This is a genomic window from Paraburkholderia sp. BR13439 (assembly GCF_040948805.1).
Lineage (GTDB): Bacteria > Pseudomonadota > Gammaproteobacteria > Burkholderiales > Burkholderiaceae > Paraburkholderia > Paraburkholderia youngii.
Genome location: NZ_JBFPKN010000010.1, coordinates 256444 through 275712 on the forward strand (window position 1 = coordinate 256444; position 19269 = coordinate 275712).

General features: G+C 63.5%; 20 protein-coding genes. 9 read left to right on the forward strand and 11 right to left on the reverse strand.

The genetic code is table 11. The features are described from left to right. Positions 1 to 177 precede the first annotated feature (177 nt). Positions 178 to 879, forward strand: a complete 702-nt coding sequence (locus tag AB3X96_RS21330) for a GntR family transcriptional regulator (RefSeq protein ID WP_368591256.1) — start codon at positions 178 to 180, stop codon at positions 877 to 879. Then, complete coding sequence (locus AB3X96_RS21335; protein WP_176365944.1) at positions 876 to 2183, forward strand: LysR family transcriptional regulator; 1308 nt, start codon at positions 876 to 878, stop codon at positions 2181 to 2183. The genes AB3X96_RS21330 and AB3X96_RS21335 overlap by 4 nt, the downstream gene beginning before the upstream one ends. A gap of 22 nt (positions 2184 to 2205) precedes the next feature. Here the strand turns inward: AB3X96_RS21335 and AB3X96_RS21340 are convergent, their stop codons facing one another. Further along, positions 2206 to 2439, reverse strand: a complete 234-nt coding sequence (locus AB3X96_RS21340) for a hypothetical protein (protein WP_368591257.1) — start codon at positions 2437 to 2439, stop codon at positions 2206 to 2208. Positions 2440 to 2621: 182 nt separating this feature from the next. Here AB3X96_RS21340 and AB3X96_RS21345 point away from each other — a divergent pair, with 182 nt between their 5' ends. Beyond that, positions 2622 to 3218: a molybdopterin-dependent oxidoreductase gene (locus AB3X96_RS21345; protein WP_368591258.1), complete on the forward strand. Its 597-nt coding sequence runs from the start codon at positions 2622 to 2624 to the stop codon at positions 3216 to 3218. On the opposite strand, the gene AB3X96_RS21350 is transcribed toward AB3X96_RS21345, so the two are convergent. After that, complete coding sequence (locus AB3X96_RS21350) at positions 3213 to 5348, reverse strand: tetratricopeptide repeat protein (protein WP_368591259.1); 2136 nt, start codon at positions 5346 to 5348, stop codon at positions 3213 to 3215. The genes AB3X96_RS21345 and AB3X96_RS21350 overlap by 6 nt on opposite strands. A 228-nt stretch (positions 5349 to 5576) precedes the next feature. On the opposite strand from AB3X96_RS21350, the gene AB3X96_RS21355 reads away from it, so the two are divergent. From AB3X96_RS21355 to AB3X96_RS21375, 5 genes are all read left to right on the forward strand, one after another. After that, complete coding sequence (locus tag AB3X96_RS21355; RefSeq protein WP_368591260.1) at positions 5577 to 5987, forward strand: DUF2946 domain-containing protein; 411 nt, start codon at positions 5577 to 5579, stop codon at positions 5985 to 5987. An 82-nt stretch (positions 5988 to 6069) separates the two neighbouring features. Then, positions 6070 to 8439 carry a TonB-dependent receptor gene (locus AB3X96_RS21360; RefSeq protein WP_368591261.1) on the forward strand — a complete coding sequence of 790 codons (2370 nt, stop codon included), beginning with the start codon at positions 6070 to 6072 and terminating at the stop codon, positions 8437 to 8439. 35 nt (positions 8440 to 8474) lie between these two features. After that, positions 8475 to 9980, forward strand: coding sequence for a PepSY-associated TM helix domain-containing protein (locus AB3X96_RS21365; protein ID WP_368591262.1), 1506 nt, complete (start codon positions 8475 to 8477; stop codon positions 9978 to 9980). Positions 9981 to 10081: 101 nt separating this feature from the next. Further along, positions 10082 to 10876 carry a DeoR/GlpR family DNA-binding transcription regulator gene (locus tag AB3X96_RS21370; protein WP_368591263.1) on the forward strand — a complete coding sequence of 265 codons (795 nt, stop codon included), beginning with the start codon at positions 10082 to 10084 and terminating at the stop codon, positions 10874 to 10876. After that, the gene (locus AB3X96_RS21375) at positions 10873 to 12018 is read left to right on the forward strand and encodes an MFS transporter (protein WP_368591264.1); all 1146 of its coding nucleotides are present in this window, start codon (positions 10873 to 10875) and stop codon (positions 12016 to 12018) included. The genes AB3X96_RS21370 and AB3X96_RS21375 overlap by 4 nt, the downstream gene beginning before the upstream one ends. A gap of 6 nt (positions 12019 to 12024) precedes the next feature. Here AB3X96_RS21375 and AB3X96_RS21380 read toward each other — a convergent pair whose 3' ends face one another. The 6 genes from AB3X96_RS21380 to AB3X96_RS21405 form a co-directional block, all read right to left on the reverse strand. Continuing rightward, complete coding sequence (locus AB3X96_RS21380; RefSeq protein WP_368591265.1) at positions 12025 to 12891, reverse strand: sterol desaturase family protein; 867 nt, start codon at positions 12889 to 12891, stop codon at positions 12025 to 12027. Positions 12892 to 13605: 714 nt separating this feature from the next. Next, positions 13606 to 14115, reverse strand: a complete 510-nt coding sequence (locus AB3X96_RS21385; RefSeq protein WP_368591266.1) for a M23 family metallopeptidase — start codon at positions 14113 to 14115, stop codon at positions 13606 to 13608. Positions 14116 to 14141: 26 nt separating this feature from the next. After that, a complete protein-coding gene (locus AB3X96_RS21390) occupies positions 14142 to 14369 on the reverse strand; it encodes a hypothetical protein (RefSeq protein ID WP_176106509.1) in 228 nt (75 codons plus the stop codon). A gap of 98 nt (positions 14370 to 14467) precedes the next feature. Then, positions 14468 to 14611 (reverse strand): hypothetical protein, encoded by a 144-nt coding sequence (locus AB3X96_RS21395; protein ID WP_368591267.1) that lies wholly within the window; start codon positions 14609 to 14611, stop codon positions 14468 to 14470. 59 nt (positions 14612 to 14670) lie between these two features. After that, the gene (locus tag AB3X96_RS21400) at positions 14671 to 14961 is read right to left on the reverse strand and encodes a hypothetical protein (protein ID WP_176120235.1); all 291 of its coding nucleotides are present in this window, start codon (positions 14959 to 14961) and stop codon (positions 14671 to 14673) included. 246 nt (positions 14962 to 15207) lie between these two features. Further along, positions 15208 to 15540 carry a DUF2322 family protein gene (locus AB3X96_RS21405; RefSeq protein WP_368591268.1) on the reverse strand — a complete coding sequence of 111 codons (333 nt, stop codon included), beginning with the start codon at positions 15538 to 15540 and terminating at the stop codon, positions 15208 to 15210. A 255-nt stretch (positions 15541 to 15795) separates the two neighbouring features. On the opposite strand from AB3X96_RS21405, the gene AB3X96_RS21410 reads away from it, so the two are divergent. After that, positions 15796 to 16005 carry a hypothetical protein gene (locus AB3X96_RS21410; protein ID WP_368591269.1) on the forward strand — a complete coding sequence of 70 codons (210 nt, stop codon included), beginning with the start codon at positions 15796 to 15798 and terminating at the stop codon, positions 16003 to 16005. A gap of 96 nt (positions 16006 to 16101) precedes the next feature. Here the strand turns inward: AB3X96_RS21410 and AB3X96_RS21415 are convergent, their stop codons facing one another. From AB3X96_RS21415 to AB3X96_RS21425, 3 genes are all read right to left on the reverse strand, one after another. Further along, complete coding sequence (locus AB3X96_RS21415) at positions 16102 to 16953, reverse strand: carbohydrate ABC transporter permease (protein WP_368591270.1); 852 nt, start codon at positions 16951 to 16953, stop codon at positions 16102 to 16104. A gap of 10 nt (positions 16954 to 16963) precedes the next feature. After that, on the reverse strand, positions 16964 to 17944 hold the full coding sequence (locus AB3X96_RS21420; RefSeq protein WP_176106514.1) for a carbohydrate ABC transporter permease: 981 nt from the start codon (positions 17942 to 17944) through the stop codon (positions 16964 to 16966). A gap of 61 nt (positions 17945 to 18005) precedes the next feature. Next, on the reverse strand, positions 18006 to 19259 hold the full coding sequence (locus AB3X96_RS21425) for an ABC transporter substrate-binding protein (RefSeq protein ID WP_368591271.1): 1254 nt from the start codon (positions 19257 to 19259) through the stop codon (positions 18006 to 18008). Positions 19260 to 19269: the final 10 nt, after the last annotated feature.

Sequence of the window (19269 nt, forward strand, 5' to 3'; positions counted from 1 at the left end):
CACGGCTCCCTCGGTATCCCAAGCCCGTGCGGCGTGCCTTCCGCGGCCTCCTCTCGCTCCGGCAAGCGATAAATAAAACAGATGACCCGGAAAACAACTCGCAACGCACTTTTCAAAGGCTTGGAGCGATGCTGCACGCGTGGCTATACTGCGGTGCTTTCGACGAGCGACGAAACGATGAACGAGACGACCCAGCAAGCGATCGTGCAGACCTTACGCGAGAAGATCCTGTCGGGCGAATTGTCGCCCGGGCAGCGACTCGTCGAAGCGCAGCTTGCGCAATGGCTCGGCGTGTCGCGCACGCCGCTGCGTTATGCGTTGAGCGTGCTGTCGGCGGAAGGCCTGCTCGATCGTTCGGGCTCGCGCGGCTATGTGGTGCGCCGCTTCAGCGTGCGCGACGTCCTCGATGCGATCGACGTGCGCGGCGTGCTCGAAGGGCTCGCCGCGCGCTCGGTCGCCGAAAACGGCGTGAGCCCGGCGCTCGCCGCCGCGCTCGACGACTGTCTGCGCGAAGGCGACGAAATCTTCGAGCAAAAGCATCTACAGCCGGGTGACGACGTGCGCTACGCGCAGATGAACGGCCGCTTTCATGCGCTGATCGTCGAAGCGGCGCAGAACCAGGCGATCACGGCCGCGCTCAGCCTGAACGACAAGGTGCCGTTCGTGTCGCCGTTCACGATCGCGTTCGACGAATCCGCGCGCGAGCGTCAGTTCATGATGCTGATGTACGCGCATCGCCAGCATCACGCGATCGTCGACGCGCTGAAGCAAGGCGAAGGCGCGCGCGTCGATGCGTTGATGAAAGAGCACACGCATATCTCGAAGGAAAGTCTGAATTTGTCGCTGCCATCGTTGCATCTGATCGCGGGCGCGGCATGAGCAACGACGCACTTTCCGCCGAAGCCAGCCAGGCGGCCGCCAAAGCGCCGCTGTCGGTCAGCAGCAAGGACCTGCTCAATCTCGCGCAATTGCGCGCCTTCCGGCTCGTCGCGGACATGGGCAGCGCGACGCGCGCGGCAGCCGCGCTGTTTCGCGCACAGTCGGCGGTCACGCGCTCCGTGCAGGAACTCGAGTCGGCGCTCGGCGTGCCGCTGTTCGATCGCGGTCCTTCGGGCATGCTGCCCACGCCGGTCGGCCGCGCGGTGCTGCACCGCTGCGAGCGGATCTTCGCCGAACTCGAAGAGCTCGCGCAATGGTGCGCCGCGCGACAGACGCGCCGCCGGCCCGTATCGGAGGGCGCATTGCCCGCGTACCTGCTCAATACGCGGCGGCTGCAACTGTTCGCGGCGCTCGCGCGGCATCGGCATATGCCGAGCGCGGCAAAAACCTTCGGCATCAGTCAGCCCGCGGTGAGCACCGCGATCCGCGTACTCGAAAGCGGCTCGGGACTGAGCCTGTTCCATCGCAGCCCGCGCGGCATTCTGCTGACGGCCGAGGGCGAAACGTTCCTGCTACACGTACGCCGCGCATTGAACGAACTACGGCACATCCCCGACGATATCGCCGCATTGCACGGCAAGATTCAGGGCTCGGTGACGGTCGGCGCGTTGCCGCTCGGACGCACGCTGATCCTGCCGAAGGCAATCGCGCGAATGACCTCGGAAAATCCCGGCGTGCGCGTGGTCACCGACGAAAGCGCGTACGAGACGCTGGTGGCCGGTCTGCGCGCCGGCGACATCGACTTCATTCTCGGCGCGCTGCGCGACAACGACGCGACGAGCGGCCTGAAAAACGAGCGGCTGATGTCGGAAAACATGGTGGTGCTGGTGCGCCGCGGTCACCCGCTGACTCAAGTGCACAATCTGACCGTCATGGGTCTGCGCGACGCGCAATGGATTCTGCCGCGCAGCAACGCGCCGGCGCGTGCGCTGTTCGAAACGCAATTCAGGCGGATGAAGGTGAAGCCGCCTTTGCCGACCGTCGAGACCGCCGACCTCGCGGTGATTCGCGGGCTGCTGCTCGGCACCGACATGGCGGCGGCGTTGTCGGCGCAGCAGCTGCATCACGAGGTTCAATCCGGGCAACTGGTGGTGCTCGACGTACCGCTGCACAACACGCGGCGCGAGATCGGCCTGACGATGCGCGCGGCGGGTACGCCATCGCCGGCCGCACGGGCATTGATCGACGCGATCCGGCTGTCGGTCGTCGATGTGACGCGCACGGTCAGCATCGGCGCGACCTGAGCGTTGCCATCGATCAGTTCGCTCAACTGTTTCTGTCCGGGTCCGGCAGGCTGTCGAAAAACGCGCGCCACAGCGTGTCGGCGACGCGGATCTTCGCCGCGCGCGCCTTCTCTCGCAGCGCATCGCGCCGCAGGTCGAACATCGACACCTGCGCGCTCTTCGCGGCCAATGCCGCACCTAGTATGCCGCCCGCTTCATCGAAGCCGATGAATGAGATGCGCGTGAGTAGCACTTCTTCATAAACCTGCGAAGACATGCACCGCATTGGAGCGCCACGCGACGAAGCGTGCCAGTTCCGCTGTGAATCGCATGCGGAAAGAGCATAGCGAATGACGCGTAAATGAAGCATCGCCGTATCATCTGCGGCGGCAATTCTCCGACAATAGAAGAGCGCTCAAATGACCCCGCCAAGCCTCATCGACACCCGGAGAAAACGTAATGAACAAACGCCAGTTCCTGACCAGCACCGCGGTGCTGGGCGCGGCGGTCGCGCCCGCATTCGGCGCAAAGCGTGAGCATGCCGAATGCGCGCCGTCTCCAGTTCTCCTGACGATCTCCGGTGCGATCAGGAACAGCAATCGCGGCGCGCTCAATCCGGCTTTCGATCAACTGCTGGCGAAGCACCAGGTGAAGTTTTCGCAAGCGTATGGCGTCGATCTGCCGTTGCTCGCCAGCATGAAATCCGTGACCATCCATCCGACGATCGAATACGATGCGCACCTGCATACGTTCAGCGGCCCGCTGCTGACCGACGTGCTCGCGCATATCGGCGCACCGGATGCAGGCAGTACGCAAATCGTCATGCACGCGGTCGATGGCTACGCGGTGCAGACGACGCTCGACAAGGTGCGCGAGTATCACTTCATCGTCGCGACGCAAATGGACGGCAAGCCGCTGGCACTCGGTGGCGTGGGGCCGCTATGGGCGATCTACGACGCGGATCAGATTCCCGAACTCGCGGCCAAGCCGCTGAAGGACCGCTTCGAACTGTCGCCGTGGGGCCTGTATCACATGCAGCTCACCGAGGCGTCATAGCGCGCCGCCGAATCGCTCGACGCACGCCTGCCGCACGCGCTCGACCGAGCTCGCCCAGTCTTCCCCTGGCGCGCGCCGGAACAGACGCAGCGTGTGCGGATACCACGGCGAATCGTCGCGCTCGTGCATCCAGCGCCAGTCCACATCTCTTTCGGGCAGCATTACCCAGCACGGCTTGCCGATCGATGCGGCCAGATGCGCGATCGACGTATCGACGCAGATCACCAGATCGAGTTGTGCGACGATCGCCGCGCTGTCCGCGAAGTCCGTCACGCGCACGCCCAGATCGAGCAGCGGCTGCGCGAGCGGCGGATTGCGCGCTTCGTCCTCGCCCTGCCCCTTCTGCAAGCTCACGAAATTCAGACCCGGCACGCTCCACAGCGGCGCAAGCGTGGCGAGCGACCGCATCGACCGATTCGCGTCGTTGTGATGCTTCGCGTTGCCCTTCCAGACCAGACCGACCCGGTGGCCGGAAGGCAGCGCGTCGAGCGTGGGGCGCCAGTGTTCGATGAGCGCGGGCTCCGCGCTCAGTCGCGCGGGGCGCGGAAGCGTATCCAGCGTCGTACGTAGATGCAACGGCACGCTAAGCGGACTGGTCCAGCAATCGTAGGTCGCGACGCGCGTGAGCGCTCCGGGGTGGTCGAGCACCGCATCGACGCCATCTACCTTCGCGATCAGCCGATGCAACGCCGGCGCACACGCAAACGCGATATGTGCGGCCCCAAGCGCCTTCAGCAGCGGAACATAGCGGCTGAATTGCAGCATGTCGCCGAGGCCGTCTTCCTGCCACAGCAGCACCGACTTGCCCGCGAGCGGCTCGCCTTGCCATTGCGGACACCTGAGCATCGTCTGCGACTGTCGATGAACGAAATGGGGCTGCTGATAGCGGCACTCGTAGAGTGGCCAGCCCTCGTCGAAGCGGCCGAAGCCGAGCAGCAACACGGCCAGGCTGAAACGCGCCTCGGCATAGTCGGGTTTTAATGCAATAGCCCGCCGATACGCGCTTTCTGCCTCGGCAAATCGCCCGAGCTGGGTCAGCGCATTGGCAATGTTCGAGTGAGCCTCGGCGAGTTGCGGCGACACCGCGAGCGCTTGCTGGAACGCGTCGAGCGCTTCCGGAAAACGCTCGAGCACGCGCAGCACGCAGCCGAGATTGTTGTGCGCATGGGCAAGCAGAGGTTGGCAGCGAATCGCGTCTCGGTAAGCCTGCCCGGCTTCCTCGTAACGCTCCTGCCTGAACAGTGCCACGCCGAGGTTGTAATGCGCCTCCGCATAATCCGCCCGATGCGCGAGCGCTTCGCGGTACGCCGCCTCGGCCTCGCTCACGCGATCGAGATCGACGAGCACCGCGCCAAGATTGAGATGCGCTTCCGCATAGTCAGGCCGGATTGCGATCGCAAGCCGGCAAGCCATCTCCGCTTCCGCGAGACGCTGGGTCGCCTTTAGCACACCGGCAAAATTATTGAGCGCTTCCGGATATTGCGGCCTGAGCGTCAGCGCTTCGCGATACGCGGCATCCGCTTCCGCGAGACGCCCGAGTTCCATCAGCACGCTGCCGAGGTTGTTGTGCAATTCGGCGTGCTCACGCAAGCCGCGCAATGCATGACGATAAGCCGCTTCTGCTTCCTGCGGGCGTCGCAGGTCGCGCAGCACGATGCCGTGGTTGTAATGCGCTTCGGCGTGGTCGGGGTGAATCGTCACCGCCTGCCGAAACGCCGCCTCCGCTTCGGCACGATAACCGAGCCCGTAAAGCACGTTGCCGAGTTGATAATGCGCGTTCGCGTCAAGCGGGCGCAGCGACACCAATCGCTGATACGTCGATTTCGCGGCCGACAGGCGGCCGAGCGAACCGAATAGCGAGCCGAGGCTCGCGTAGACGTCCGCGTAATCCGGCTTCAGATACAGGCACTTGCGCCAATAGTTCTCCGCGTCCGCCCACTGACGCAGCGCGAACGAACACGCACCAGCAATATTCAACGCGTCGGCCCGCTGATCGTTCGGCAAAGTGGCGTTTTCGAGCAGCGGCGCGACGACCGGCAACGCGTCGGCGAACTGTCCGGCCGAACATAGCGCCACGGCCCACTGGTTGATGTCGGCGATCGAAGAAGCAGGCGTCTGCGTGAGTGTCATGTGTCGGGGTGATGTTCAGCGGCGCGGTCGTGCGGCGGGTGCGCCGCTGTAGCGCTGTTGATTCGATACGCGCACCTTGCGCGCTTGCACAGCATAAGTGAGTCACCTCGGCCTCAGCGCTCCGAACTAAGCGCTTTTTCACCGTCTAATCCGCCGCTATACCTGACATTACGAATGAGAGGATCGCGTGGTGATGCTAGAATCGCCCCCGTCTTTTCTTCGACGCTCATGACTCGACGCTCCCGCAACCACCTGACCGCATGGCTTGGCCTCGTCGCCATGTGGCTCGTCGTGTTCGCGCCGCTCATCAGTCAGTTGCTCGAATCGGGCCGCGGCCACGAGCCGATTGCCGTGCTGTGTTCGGCGCTTCATCCGACCGGCGCGAGCGATATCAGCGATGCGAGCGTCGTCGCTCAAACCAGTCCCGCCCCCGTGCATCTGAGCCACGACGATGCATTCGGCGCCTGCGGATACTGTCATCTGCTCGAACATCACGTCGCGATGCCGACGCTCGCCGCCGCGGAGCTGCCGGCCTCGCTGCCGCTGGCCGGCACCGCGCCGCCCACGCTGTCCACCCGCTTCACGCCGCTGGGCGCGTTCCCGTCGGGACGTCCGCGCGCGCCACCTGTCGTTTCCTGATCGCTGCCGGTTCTGATCGCGCCTTCGTCGCTCACGTCGACGAAGCCTGCGATTGCCTGTTCAATGCATCGAGGAAACGCTCATGTTCAACTTCGCGCTGCGAAGGCTGTCTTTTTGCGTCCGTCGTGACGCTGTCTGTTCCGCTCATCGCGCGGCTCGTCGTTCCGTTCGTTGGCCCGCGCTCGTGCCTGCTTTCGTGCCGGCTTTGGTTGCAACACCCGCGCAGGCCGCCGACGCGGATGCGACGCTGCCCGCCGTCAGCGTCAATGCAAGCGCTAGTGCGAGCGCCGCACCACGCGCCGTCGACCCGAACCTGGCCGCCTCCATCGAAACCGTCACGCGCGATCAGTTCGCGAACTGGAACGTCGTCAACACCGAGGACGTGCTCAAGTACCTGCCGAACCTCGCGGTACGCAAGCGCTTCATCGGCGACCTGAATTCGATCATCGCGGTACGCGGCACCAGCAATACGCAGAGCGCGCGCGGCCTCGTCTATGCGGACGGTTTGCTGCTGAGCAACCTGCTCGGCAATAGCTATTCGTTTCCGCCGCGCTGGTCGATGGTGTCTCCCGACGAAATCCAGCAAGTCGACGTAATCTACGGGCCGTTTTCCGCGCTGTACCCTGGCAATTCTTTGGGCGCGACCGTGCTCATCAGCACGCGCATGCCGAAGCAGTTCGAGGCCAACGCCGACGTCAAGGCATTCACGCAGCACTTCAGCCTGTTCGGCATGAACCAGAGTTTCAACGGCAGCGAAGCGAGCGCGTCGCTCGGCGATCGGATCGGCAAGTTCTCATATCTGCTCGGCGTCAATCATCTCGAGAACACGAGTCAGCCGCTGCAATTCGCGACGCTCGCGCAATCGACCACGCCCGCGAAGGCCGGCGACACGCTCGTCACCGGCGCCCATTTCTACAACAACCAGACCAATACGCCGACGGCCGTGCTCGGCGTGAACGGCGAAGGCATCGAGCACACGGTGCAGGACCAGTTCAAGCTGAAGATGCAGTACGACTTCACGCCGACGCTGCAGGGCGGCTTCACGCTCGGCTACTGGCACCAGACCTACAACAGCGAAACGTCGACGTTCCTGCGCGACGCGAACGGCAACCCGGTGTACAGCGGCAACCTATCGATCAACGGCTACCACTACACGATTCCGGCGGCAGCGTTCGCGCCGAGTCTCGGACACAGCGAGAACTGGCTCTACGGCGTGTCGCTGAAAACGCGCAATGCGACCGGTTGGAACGGTGAGGCGATCGCGTCGTATTACGACATCGGCAATAGCGTCGCACGCACCGCGAATGCGGGCGGTCCGGGCAATGGCCCCGGCACCGTGCTGTTCGGCGACGGCACCGGCTGGAAGACGCTGGACCTGCGCGGCACCTACACGCCCGCGACGAACCAGCCAGGGCTGGCCAATCACGCACTGAGCTTCGGCTACCACTACGACAACTACTTCGTCGACAACCAGACCTACAACACGCTAGCTTGGCGCGACGGCGACGCGGCCTCGTTCGCCAACGCGTTCACCGGCAAGACCCAGACGCAAGCTCTTTATGCGCAGGACGCATGGCGCTTTCTGCCGCGCTGGAAGCTCGTCTACGGCGTGCGCTATGAAGACTGGCTAGCCTACGACGGCGCACAGTCGCTGCCCGGCGCGACGATCGCGTACAGCGACGCCAGCCAGCGTCACTTTTCGCCGAAGGCGTCGCTGTCGTTCGATGCCAGCGACGATTTGACTTTGCGCGCGTCGATCGGTCGCGCTTATCGCTTTCCGACCGCGAGCGAACTGTTCCAGGGGCAAATCAATGGCTCCGCGATCGTGAACAACAATCCGCATCTGCAGCCCGAGGACGATCTGTCGAAAGAACTGAGCGCCGAATGGGCGCACTGGAATGGCGTGTTCCGCTTGTCGCTGTTTCAGGACGACGTGAAGAACACGATCTTCAGTCAGACCGACACCACCGTGATCCCGAACGTGACGAACTTCCAGAACATCGGCAAGGTTCGCTCGCGCGGCGTCGAAACGAGCTATTCGGGCGAAGACGTGTTCGTGCGCGGACTCGATCTGCTCGCGAGCGTCGCGTACACGCAGTCGAAGATCCTCGAAAACGCTCAGAATCCGGCCTCGGTCGGCAAGTACTTTTACCGCATTCCGCTGTGGCGCGCGAATCTTGCCGCGACGTATCACTTCGACGCGCGAGCGGCGCTGACGCTCGCCGCGCGTTACTCGGGCCGTCAGTACAACACGCTGACGAATACCGACACGAACCCGAATGTGTTCGGCGGCACCAGCACCTACACGGTCGCCGACGCGAAGTTCACGTTCAAGCCGACGAAGCTCAGCGAACTCGGCATCGGCGTCGACAACCTGTTCGACGCGCGCTACTTCGTCTACCACCCGTATCCGGGCCGCACGTTTTATGTCGAAGCGAAGCTGCGTCTCTGAGCAACCCATCGCCCCATTTGCCCGACGAGGATTTCATGTCCACGACTCCAACCGCCGAACCCGTACGTGCGCAGAACAGTACGGCCGCTGCCGCCGCCAGCGGCCCCGCACATCCAGGCTATAGAACACTGTGGCGCTGGCATTTTTATGCGGGCCTCTTCGTGATGCCGTTTCTGCTCGTGCTCGCCATCACCGGCACACTGTATTGCTTCCAGCCGCAGATCGAGCCACTGCTGTATCGGCAGCAAATGGTCGTTGCACCGCAAGCGGTGCCGAGACTGCCCGACAGCGTGCTGCTCGCGCGAGCGCGCGCGGCGATGCCGCCCGGCTCGGTCGCGACGACCGCCGTGATCACACGCGATCCGCAACGCAGCGCCGAATTCGTGTTTCGGCTCGCGGACGGTACGCAGCAGAGCGTCTATCTGAATCCGTACAACGGCGATGTGCTGGGCACGCTGAGCGTCGAGCGTCGCTTGATGCAGGTGGATCGCATGATTCATCGCAAGCTGCTGCTCGGCAAGCCCGGCGAGCTGCTGATGGAACTGGCCGCATGCTGGACGCTCGTGATGATCGGCACCGGCATCGCGCTATGGTGGCCGCGCCGCAAAACGACCGCGCGCGCTGTGCTGCTGCCGCGCCTGGCGCTGAAAGGACGTCCGCTATGGAAAAGTCTTCACGCGGTGATCGGCATCTGGTTCGCGCTGGGCGCGCTGGCGTTCGTATTGACCGGTCTGCCGTGGACCGGCTCATGGGGCAAACAGTTCAAGGCGTTTGCGACCGCGACGAAGCTTGGCGCGCCGCCGGGCGCGTGGGGCGGTTTGCCATTGCGCTCCATCGTGCCAGGAGCGCAATCAGAACAGGCCGACCACGCGAGCGGCACGAGCGCACATGCCACGCATGCCGACATGGACTCGATGGCCGGCATGGTAATGGACGATCTGCCGTTGCCGCTGACGCCGTGGGCCGCGGGCAACTCCAGCGTGCCCTCTTCCTCGAACAGCGACGCGGCACAGCCTCTGTCGCTCGGTCATATCGTTGCGCTCGCCGCGTCGCTCGGCATCTCGGACGGCTACAGCATCGTGCTGCCGAATTCCGCAACCGGCGTCTACACGCTTTCCTGGTTCCCCGCGAATCCGCGAGACGAACGCACGCTGTACGTCGACCAATACAGCGGCGCGATCCTGAAGGACATTCGCTACGGCGATTACGGGGCGATCGCGAAGGCGGTGTCGTACGGCACGTCGCTGCATATGGGGCGCTACTTCGGCGTCGCGAATCAGATACTGTGCGCGGCCATTTCGCTCGGCCTTGCCGCGCTCGCTGTGACCGGCTTCGTGATGTGGTGGAAACGCCGGCCGCAACGCTCGCTCGGCGCGCCGTCGCGCGAGCGCGCCGCGCCGCCGATGCGTGGCTGGAAAGCCGGCCTCGTGCTGCTCGGCGTCGTGTTCCCGCTGATGGGCGCGACGCTCGTCGCGGTGTGGCTGCTCGATCCGCTGGTTTTCGGCCGTGGCTCGCGACCGGAATTGAACGAAGTCGCCTGAAGCCAGGGCAAGCCGCGTCAGGCTGCGCTTGCGCTTCACGAGCGTTTGCGATACATTTTGCTCGTTTATGATCGGTTTGCACCGAAACGGAGACGAGACCCATGCAGCGAACCCGGGAAGAAGCGATCAACGGGCTATTGCCCGAGCAGCGCGAAGCGCTGATTCTGGAGCGATTGCGCACGCATGGTCGCGTGCTCGCGGCCGAGCTTGCCGCCGAGCTGCAGATCTCCGAGCACACGGTGCGTCGCCATCTGCGCGATCTCGCAGATCAAGGCCACTGCAAGCGGGTGTATGGCGGTGCGCTGCTGATGTCGCCAGCAGACAAACCCGCGGCGCTGCGCATGCACGAGGCCGTCGATCGCAAGGCACGCCTTGCCGCGGCGGCCGTGTCGATCGTTCGTCCGAAGCAGATTGTGCTGCTCGACGCGGGTTCGACGAACGTCGCGATCGCGGCGGCGCTGCCCGACAACGCCAGCCTGACCGTCGTCACCAATTCGCCCGAGGCGTGCGCGCGGCTGCTGAACCGACCGGGGATCGACGTGATACTGATCGGCGGCCGCATCGCCGGGGGCGCGGCGGGCTCGCTCGGCGCGACCGCGCTGCTGCAGGTCCAGCAGATCCGCGCGGATCTCTGTTTTCTCGGCGCCTGCGCCTTCGATCCCGACGAAGGCGTCGCCGCATTCCACGCTGAAGATGCAGAACTGAAACGCGCGATGGTCAAAGCGAGCGGCCAGATCGCCATCGCGCTGACCTCGGAAAAGCTGATCACGGCGGCGCCGTTCGCGGTAGCGCCGGCTTCGTCGGTCGATTATCTGTTCGTCGAAGCGGACGTACCGGGCGCGCGTATCGCGAGCCTCAAGGCCGTCTGCGATAACGTGATGGTGGCACGCCCATGAACTCACTCGTCAGGGAACGCATCGCGACGCTCGCCGTCTTTCTCGCCAACGGTTTCGGCATCGGCGCATGGGCGGTCGAGGTGCCGCGCATCAAGGAAAGCCTGGCGCTCAGCGACACCTCGCTCGGCATCGCGCTGTTCTGCTTCGCACTCGGCGCCATCGTTGCGATGCCGCTCGCGGGACAGCTCGCGCCGCGCGTCGGCAGCGGCCGCGCCACCGCGCTGCTCGGCGCGGCATTCGCGATCGCGCTGCCGTTGCCCGCGGTCGCGCCCGGCATGCTGACGTTGTGCGTGGTGCTGTTTGCGCTCGGCGCGTCGAATGGCGCGCTCGACGTGTCGATGAACGGACATGCGAGCGCGATCGAAACACGCTGGCGCGCGCCGATCATGTCGTCGTTTCATGCCGCGTGGAGCGCGGGCGGCCTGCTTGGCGCGGCGAGCGGCGCGATACTGCAGAAAGGCGGCGTCGGCGTCCTGGGCGGGCTGCTCGTCCCCGATCTGTTCATCGCGGCCCTGATCTTTTTCGCTGCATGGTTTGCGTTGCGCGATATCGGTCCGCGCGCGGCCGCCGCGTCGAGCGGCTTCGCATGGCCCGACAGCGCCGTGATGAAACTGGCGCTGCTCGCGTTCATGTGCATGCTCGTGGAAGGCGCGGTGGCCGACTGGAGCGCGGTGTACCTGCGCTCTGCGTTGAACCAGGAAGCGAGCATTGCCGCGATCGGCTACTCCGCGTTCGCGTTTTCGATGGCGGCGTGCCGGATCGCAGGCGATGCGTCGGTGCGACGCTTCGGCTCGAGCAAGGTCGTCGCGCTCGGCGGTCTCATCGCGTTCGCCGGACTCGCGCTGGTGCTGAGCCTGCCGACGGTGCTGACCGCCTGCGTCGGCTTCGCGATGGTCGGCATCGGTCTCGCGAATATCGTTCCGGTGATTTTCAGCGCAGCGGGCCGTTCGAGCGCGACGCCGGCGATCGGCGTGTCGATGGCGGCCACGTTCGGCTATGCGGGCTTTCTGGTCGGGCCGCCGCTGATCGGTTTCGGCGCCGGCCTGCTCGGCTTGCGCGCGGCCTTGGGTGTGCTCGTAATGGCCACGCTGATCGTGTCGCTGCTGGGCGGCAAGGCGGTGCGCGGCGCGCAACCCGCTTAGCCAGTGCTATTTCGCTTTCTTGTCGAGCACGGCAAGCGGCTTGCGAACGGGTAACGCATCGCGTCCCGCATGCTGACCCAATGGCCAGCTGAACGCGCCGAGAAGTGAGGTCGGCTGCGTGCCATCGTCGAGACCGGTGGCGGGCCACTCGTGTTTCGCGGGCACCCAGCGCGTGCCGAACACGTGATCCCACATCGGCAATAGCTGCGTGAAGTTGTGATTGAGATGCTCGGCGCGAATCGAGTGATGCAAACGGTGATACTGCGGATTGTTGACCCACGTGACGTAGCGGCCGAGGTCCACGCGCAAATTTAGATGCGCGAAGTAGTTGCCGAACATGAACACGATCGACGTCGCACCGACGATCCCCGGCTCGACCTTGAACAGTACGCCGACGAGCGGATAAAGCAGGCAGCCCTTGATGAGCACTTCGATCCAGTGATGCCGCAACGTGATCGTCACGTTGAAATCCACCGCGCTATGGTGCAGCGAATGCAGCTTCCACAAGATGGGCCACGTGTGCTGCAAGCGATGAAATGCGTATTCGAGGCAATCGATCGTCAACAGTACGATCACGAATGAAGCGAGCGCGCCCCACCCGTGCGACACCAGCACCACCATGCCGCCGCCGAGTGCATTCACGATCGCGACGCTTGCGGCCGCGGTCAGCGGCTTCGTGGCTTCAACCAACGCCAGATACAGGCCCGCGTACGCCATGTTCAGACGCTGCCCCGCGCGCGATTGCAGCAATGCGGCCGGCCAGCGGCGCTCGAGCAACGCGCCGAGTCCCATCATGACCAGCACGAGCGCATAGCCTTGCAGCCACAGGCTCGCGTGGTGCAGCAATGCCGGAAACGGGCTCGACGCTAACATGGCATTCCCTGATGCAGCGGCTGCATACCGTGTAGAGGAGCGTTAGCATGATCTTCGCAGTCCGCTGGTCCGCGCGCAAGCGCCCTTTCGCTCCGGCCGCCGCGCATTCGGCTGCACCCGCAAGCACGGAAAAAATGGCGGGGTCATCGCTTCACGCCGTCACGATCGCGAGCGGACGTTAAATACAGCCGTATCGTCCGCTTGCGTCGTCGTTGTTTGTCGACATCCGTTTGGTGGTGGCCCCGCCGTACTTCGCATGTTGCGCCAAGCTCCCCGAGCGCGAATCGCGAAGACGTTTGCTGCCGTCGGCATTTATTCACTGCGTGAAATTCCGGCTGCAACATGTGTAGTTCTTGTGCCGGACTTATTGCAACGGCTATGCCATGCTGGGACAAAGCGTTGCCACGTATGGACGGATGCGTACCGATGCACTTCGAAGCGGGCCTGATCGCACGCGATGCATCGGAAATGAAACGCCGCGCGAATGTTCCGACGAGTTCGTGCTGGCTCGCACACGTCGTTCGACGCGCGCGGGAATACCCGAACGCGGATTGACAGGTCAAGGTTTGCGACACGTATCGGCCAGAATCGCCGGAGCGCGATGCGACGAAAGAGTACCTGGGTCAGGCGGACCGGTGTGTCGCAAAGTTGAGACGACAAATGGCTTACAGCAGCGCGGTCAATTGCGCGACCCGCAACTCGAACTGCCGCAATTCATCGGCCGCAAGCGCCTTCTTCTGCGGCAGGTCGACCTTGAGCGGGTCCTGCGGCACATCGTTCACGTGAAGGCACATCGTTCACGTGAACCTCGAAGTGCAGATGCGGCCCGGTCGTCCAACCGGTCTTGCCGACATAGCCGATCATCTGATCGCGCATTACGCGGCTGCCGGTGCGCAGTCCTTTCGCGAAGTGCGACAGATGCGCGAACGTCGTCGAAAACGGTGCGGGGTTCTGAATCACGACCACGTTGCCATAACCGGACTGACGGCCGATAAAGCGGATCACGCCACGCGCGGTCGCACGCACGGGTGTGCCTGCCGGCGCAGCAAGGTCGACACCGTCATGACTTTGCCAGCGATGCACTACCGGATCGAAGCGGCGCAACGAGAAAGCCGACGACACGCGCGTGAAGTCGAGCGGATAGCGCTCGAACGCGGGCCCCGTGCTGACGCCGTCTTTCGAGTAATAGAGCGGTTGACCTTGCGGATTCTTGTGAAGGAACACGTCGTGCGCGGTCGAGCTCCGCCGGGTCAAGACAACGAAGCAAGCATGTTCGACAGACGCCGGACATGGGCCTTGAATGCGTCGCTCGTTTCGCGGTTCGTGGTGGGATTCAGATGCGAGCTTTCGGCGAGTTCCGCCTGCTCGTGAAAATCGTTGGCGATTTTGCGCTTGATGTCGTCAGGCAGCGACCGCACGATGGAGACCAGCAAAGCCTCTTCGGCATGCAGCATGCCGAGAATCGAATGTGTGTCCATACGAGAAACCTCCGGGGGGAACATTGTCGGTGCCGGCCGGCAGTGGCGCCGGCGCTCTTCATGTTACCCCGTTGATTCCGCGTCGTCGGACGTGCGCGTTACTCGGCGATCGAATAGCGCGACGGACGGGCGCGCGGCTGTTGTACCTCACGCTCGACGCGCGGACTCGCGCCGCGGATGAACAGGACCGCGCAAAACGCGACCATGGCCCAGATGCAAAGAAGGACGGTCAAAGCGCTCATGTCAGCTTCCGGAACTTCGGGACTGCGGGTTAGTACTGTGTTTGCTGCCGCGTTCGCCGTCAATGCAGCGTGGAGCGCTCGGGCGCGCCGAACAGCAGCTCATCGATCAGGGCGGTGGTGAACGTCAGCTGCGTTTCGAGCGATTGGCGCGCGGCTTGCGCACCCGCTTCGTCGCTTCGGGCGACGGCCGCGTGTGCCTGCGTGGCGAGACGCAGGATGGCTTCGGAACCGCGTTGCAGTTCGCGCATTGCGAGGTCGTCAGGACCCAGCGTCGGCTGATCCCATTCCGAGGTGGTGAGTTCAGGCAGGTCGGCGTCGAACCGGCGGGGTTTGTTGTGACGGGAAGACATCCGGGGCTCCTGACGGAAAAGCGCGATATACGCGACGGGACGAACTCAGTGTGCGCCGCCCCCCGGCGTTTCAATTCGCCGAACAGAAGCCGAATCTGAAGCTAATCCGGGGGGTTCGAGAAAAACGAGGGTTTTTACCGGGCAATCAGCACTGGCAGGCCGCCAATCCCGTCGCCGGGGCCTCGGAATTTGCGGCAGCGGTAGGAAAACGTCTAGCTTGTGGAAGCGGAAAAGACTCGAGCGGCCTTAAGCTGCCGGAACCACGTCGATGCGCAATGCCTCGCCGCCGGCGGCAATCGCCAGCAGGTGATCGACGTTCGGATGGGCGCCCGGACGGTTGCGCGCGTCGGCCGTATGCTCGGCGAACAGCGCGAGGCCGTGTTCGGCCGCCTTCGCGTCGAGCGTGCCGAACGCGCTGCGCAGGTAGTTGTACACCGCGAGCGAGCCCTGCTTGCCCGGTTTGTTCTCGATGCTAGCGACCACGGCACCGCTGCCGTTGATCAGATCGATGCGTGCGATGCCGTCGATTGCCGGCATTCTGGCGAGATTTTCCTTGAAGACGTTGCTCGGTTCGATCATTGAAACCACTCCTTCCGTTCTAAAAATGCATGGCGGGCCGTATCTTATCCGATGGGCGGCGAGCGGGTGAATCTGCGGCCGCGACCTGGTTTTCCCAGCGAATGTTTCGCACGGGCGATGACCTCGACAAACCAGAGATACGGGTAGCAGCAATACCCCAATCGGAAACTCTTCACGCAACATGCGGTAGAACGTTCCGCGTCAATGGAAATCGTTCACGTGCCGCAAATTTGGACACTGTTTCGCAGCAGTGAGATGCGCGCATGCTTAGCGGCGATCGCATCGGCGACGAAAGATGCGTATGCGGCAGGCGCGAGCGTCGTCGCGTTTGCTCATCCGTGGATGGCTCAGGCCGCGGACGTCGCGAGCCAGGCGAGCGAAGGCAAGCGGCCCCTCGATAGTGCGCGCGCAGCGTTGAATACCGTTATGCGGCGGCTCAACCAGGCGTCAGCTGAAAAGCGTTGATGGATAAGCCAGCGGGCGGGCAGCAATCGAGCACGAAAAAAAGCCCGCTTGCGCGGGCAACCCTTCTCTGCGCAGCATCGCCACGCGCCAACATCTTCACCCCTTCGTCGCGCCAAACGTCAGTCCCGCGACAAAATGCTTCTGCATCGCGAAGAACATCATCACCGATGGCAGCGCCGCCAGAATCGATCCCGCCGAAACGAGATTCCACGCGGTCGTCCACTGCCCTTTCAGCGCGGCCACGCCGACCGTGATCGGCGCGGCGTCATCGCCTTGCGTCAGACACAGGGCCCAGAAATAGTCGTTCCACACGAACGTGAACACGAGGATCGCCAACGCCGCCAACGCGGGTCGAATCAGCGGCAGCACGATCCTGAAGAACACGGTCCATTCGTTCGCCCCTTCGATGCGCGCCGCCTCGACCAGTTCGAACGGCAGCTGCTTGATGAAGTTGCGCAGAAACAGCGCGCAAAAGCCGGTTTGGAACGACACATGAAACAGAATCAGCGCGCTCACGGTATTGAACAGCCCGAGTTGCAACGACAGATCGCGCACCGGAATCATCAACACCTGGATCGGCACGAAGTTGCCCGCGACGAACGTCGCGAACAACGTCGAATTGCCACGAAAGCGATAGATCGCCAATGCGAAGCCCGCCATCGCCGCGAGTGCGATCGAGCCCACTACCGAAGGCACCGTGATCAGCACGCTGTTCCAGAAGTAATGCAGCATCGGCGACGTCGTCAACGCCTCGCGATAGTTGTCGAACATCGCGAAGTGCTTCGGCCATCCCCAGTAGTTGCCCTCGCTCAGTTCGTCGGTCGAACGCACGGACGTGATCAACACCGCGATCATCGGCAGCAGCCAGATCAGGAGTGCAATCGGCAACGTCAGTTTGTATGCACGGCGCGCGGCCGGCTTCCATTTGTCGATCGGAATCGGAAACATCAGCGGCTCCTTATTGCTCGGCGCGCAGCATCCGCCGCAGGTGATAGACGATGTACACGAGCATGATGCCGAACAGCACCACCGCGATCGCCGCCGAATAGCCGATGCGGTAATACTTGATTGCCTGGTCGTACATGAAATAGGCAAGCACCGTCGAGCTTTCGAACGGACCGCCGCCCGTCATCACCGAAATCAGATCGAAGCTGCGCAGCGCGCCGATGATCGTCACGACGATCGCCATGAACGTCGTGGGCCGCAACTGTGGCAGGATCACATGCCACAGCATCGACCAGCCCTGCGCGCCTTCCATTCGCGCGGCTTCGATCTGCTCGGCGTTCAACGTGGTCAAGCCGGTCAGATAAAGAATCATGCAATACGCCGTTTGCGGCCACAGTGCCGCGAACACGATGCCGAAGGTCGCATAGCGCGGATCGCCGAGCACCGGCACGCCGCGGCCGAGCATCATCGCGAGCAGGCCGAAGGTCGGATCGTAGAACCACGAAAAGATCAGTCCGACCACGACGCCCGACAACACGAACGGCGCGAAAAACAGCGACTTGACGATCCGGATGCCCGCCACCGCCTGGTTCAGATACAGCGCGACGGCGAGCCCCATTGGCGGTGCGAGCAGGAACAGTACGAGCCAGATCAGGTTGTTTCTCAGTGCCGTGTAGAACGTCGGCGTATGGACCAGCTCGATATAGTTCGCGAGACCGATGAAGGTCGGCTCGGTCATCCCGTCCCAGTTGAAGAAGCTCAGGCGGATCGTCGAGAGAATCGGCCACACCACGTACACGGCCACCATGAAGCAGGCCGGCGCGAGAAACAGGAACGCGGCGCGCCGCTGCCGCCGCGCGGTCGGCGTCGGGCCGCGCCGGCGCGACGCGACGGGTGCGCCGCCCAGCGCACCGCCCGGCGCCGGCAAGGTCGGCCCACCGGATTCAACAGGACCGTCGACGCTATGACGGCTGACGGAATGCGACACGATCAATCTCCCGATCCGATCTGATACAACGCAATGCGTCGGACAGCGGCCTTGCGGCCGCCGCCGCTCACTTCTTGTAGATACGCTGACGCGTCTGCTCGAGCTGCGCGAGGATGTCGTCGAGTTTCGACGGATCGGAGACGAACTGCTGCATCCCCTTCATCCCTTCGTCGGCCATTTCCTTCGTCATGTCGCGATCGTAGAACTGCGCGATACCGCCCTTCGTGTTCGACAGGATCTGGAAGCCGATCTTCGAAATCGGATCTTCCGGCTCCGGCGACTTGCTGTTCGCCGACAACGAGCCGAGTCCCTTTGCGAGTTGCGCGCCGATCTCGGGCGTCTCGACGAATGCAAGGAACGTGTGCGCATCGGCCTTGTTCTTCGCTTTCGACGGAATATGCAGCGATTCGACCGGTCCATCCTCGGCGGTCGGCACCTTGGAGTCGATGATCGGGAATTGGAAGTAACCCATTTGCGGCTTCACGTTGTCCGGAAAACCGGCCGCAATGAACGTCCCCATCAGCATCATGGCCGCCTTGCCCTGGAACAGGAACGGCTGCACCGCGTCGAGATCGTAGGACAGTGAATTGTTGATGAAGTAGCCGTCGTCGATCAGCTGCTTCCACGTCGTATAGACCTTCTTCACGCGCGGATCGGTGTACGGAATCTCGCCGGCCATCAGCTTCTGATGGAACGCATTGCCGTTCAGACGCAGATCGAGGTAATCGAACCAGCCCGCCAGCGTCCACGCATCGCGGCCCGCTACTGCGATCGGCGTAATGCCGGCGGCTTTCAGCTTTTTCGCGGCGTCGAGAAACTCGTCCCACGTTTTCGGCTCGCCCTTGATGCCGGCCTTGTCGAACAGGTCCTTGCGATAGAACATCCCCCACGAGTAGTACACGGTCGGCGCGGCATACTGCTTGCCCTTGTACGACGATGCTTCCTTCGTCGACGCATACATCTCGTTCCAGCCGTTCTTCTGCCAGTCACCGGTCAGATCCTCGAACAGGCCGCGCTGCGCGTAATACGCCATACGCTCGCCGTCGTGCCAGTTGACGATATCGGGCGCGACAGTCGAAAGCCAACCCGGCAACTGCACCTTGTAAGCCTCCTCGTCGATGAACGACACCTTCACGTCGATCCCGGGATGCGCCTTCTTGAACTCGTCGACCACCTGCTGCCACACCGCGCGCTGGCTCGCGCCCTTGAACGCGATGTTCATCGCGAGCGTGCTCGCCTGAGCGGTGCTGACGACCGTGGTCCCCGCGGCAACCGCGGCCAGCGCGAGCGCCACCAGAATCTTGCGTGGTTTCAGTTTCATCCTGACTGTC

Coding starts and splice junctions, on each gene's coding strand:
- AB3X96_RS21330 (WP_368591256.1), top strand. CDS start 178: ATGAACGAGACGACCCAGCAAGCGATCGTGCAGACCTTACGCGAGAAG.
- AB3X96_RS21335 (WP_176365944.1), top strand. CDS start 876: ATGAGCAACGACGCACTTTCCGCCGAAGCCAGCCAGGCGGCCGCCAAA.
- AB3X96_RS21340 (WP_368591257.1), bottom strand. CDS start 2,439: ATGTCTTCGCAGGTTTATGAAGAAGTGCTACTCACGCGCATCTCATTC.
- AB3X96_RS21345 (WP_368591258.1), top strand. CDS start 2,622: ATGAACAAACGCCAGTTCCTGACCAGCACCGCGGTGCTGGGCGCGGCG.
- AB3X96_RS21350 (WP_368591259.1), bottom strand. CDS start 5,348: ATGACACTCACGCAGACGCCTGCTTCTTCGATCGCCGACATCAACCAG.
- AB3X96_RS21355 (WP_368591260.1), top strand. CDS start 5,577: ATGACTCGACGCTCCCGCAACCACCTGACCGCATGGCTTGGCCTCGTC.
- AB3X96_RS21360 (WP_368591261.1), top strand. CDS start 6,070: ATGTTCAACTTCGCGCTGCGAAGGCTGTCTTTTTGCGTCCGTCGTGAC.
- AB3X96_RS21365 (WP_368591262.1), top strand. CDS start 8,475: ATGTCCACGACTCCAACCGCCGAACCCGTACGTGCGCAGAACAGTACG.
- AB3X96_RS21370 (WP_368591263.1), top strand. CDS start 10,082: ATGCAGCGAACCCGGGAAGAAGCGATCAACGGGCTATTGCCCGAGCAG.
- AB3X96_RS21375 (WP_368591264.1), top strand. CDS start 10,873: ATGAACTCACTCGTCAGGGAACGCATCGCGACGCTCGCCGTCTTTCTC.
- AB3X96_RS21380 (WP_368591265.1), bottom strand. CDS start 12,891: ATGTTAGCGTCGAGCCCGTTTCCGGCATTGCTGCACCACGCGAGCCTG.
- AB3X96_RS21390 (WP_176106509.1), bottom strand. CDS start 14,369: ATGGACACACATTCGATTCTCGGCATGCTGCATGCCGAAGAGGCTTTG.
- AB3X96_RS21395 (WP_368591267.1), bottom strand. CDS start 14,611: ATGAGCGCTTTGACCGTCCTTCTTTGCATCTGGGCCATGGTCGCGTTT.
- AB3X96_RS21400 (WP_176120235.1), bottom strand. CDS start 14,961: ATGTCTTCCCGTCACAACAAACCCCGCCGGTTCGACGCCGACCTGCCT.
- AB3X96_RS21405 (WP_368591268.1), bottom strand. CDS start 15,540: ATGATCGAACCGAGCAACGTCTTCAAGGAAAATCTCGCCAGAATGCCG.
- AB3X96_RS21410 (WP_368591269.1), top strand. CDS start 15,796: ATGCGCGCATGCTTAGCGGCGATCGCATCGGCGACGAAAGATGCGTAT.
- AB3X96_RS21415 (WP_368591270.1), bottom strand. CDS start 16,953: ATGTTTCCGATTCCGATCGACAAATGGAAGCCGGCCGCGCGCCGTGCA.
- AB3X96_RS21425 (WP_368591271.1), bottom strand. CDS start 19,259: ATGAAACTGAAACCACGCAAGATTCTGGTGGCGCTCGCGCTGGCCGCG.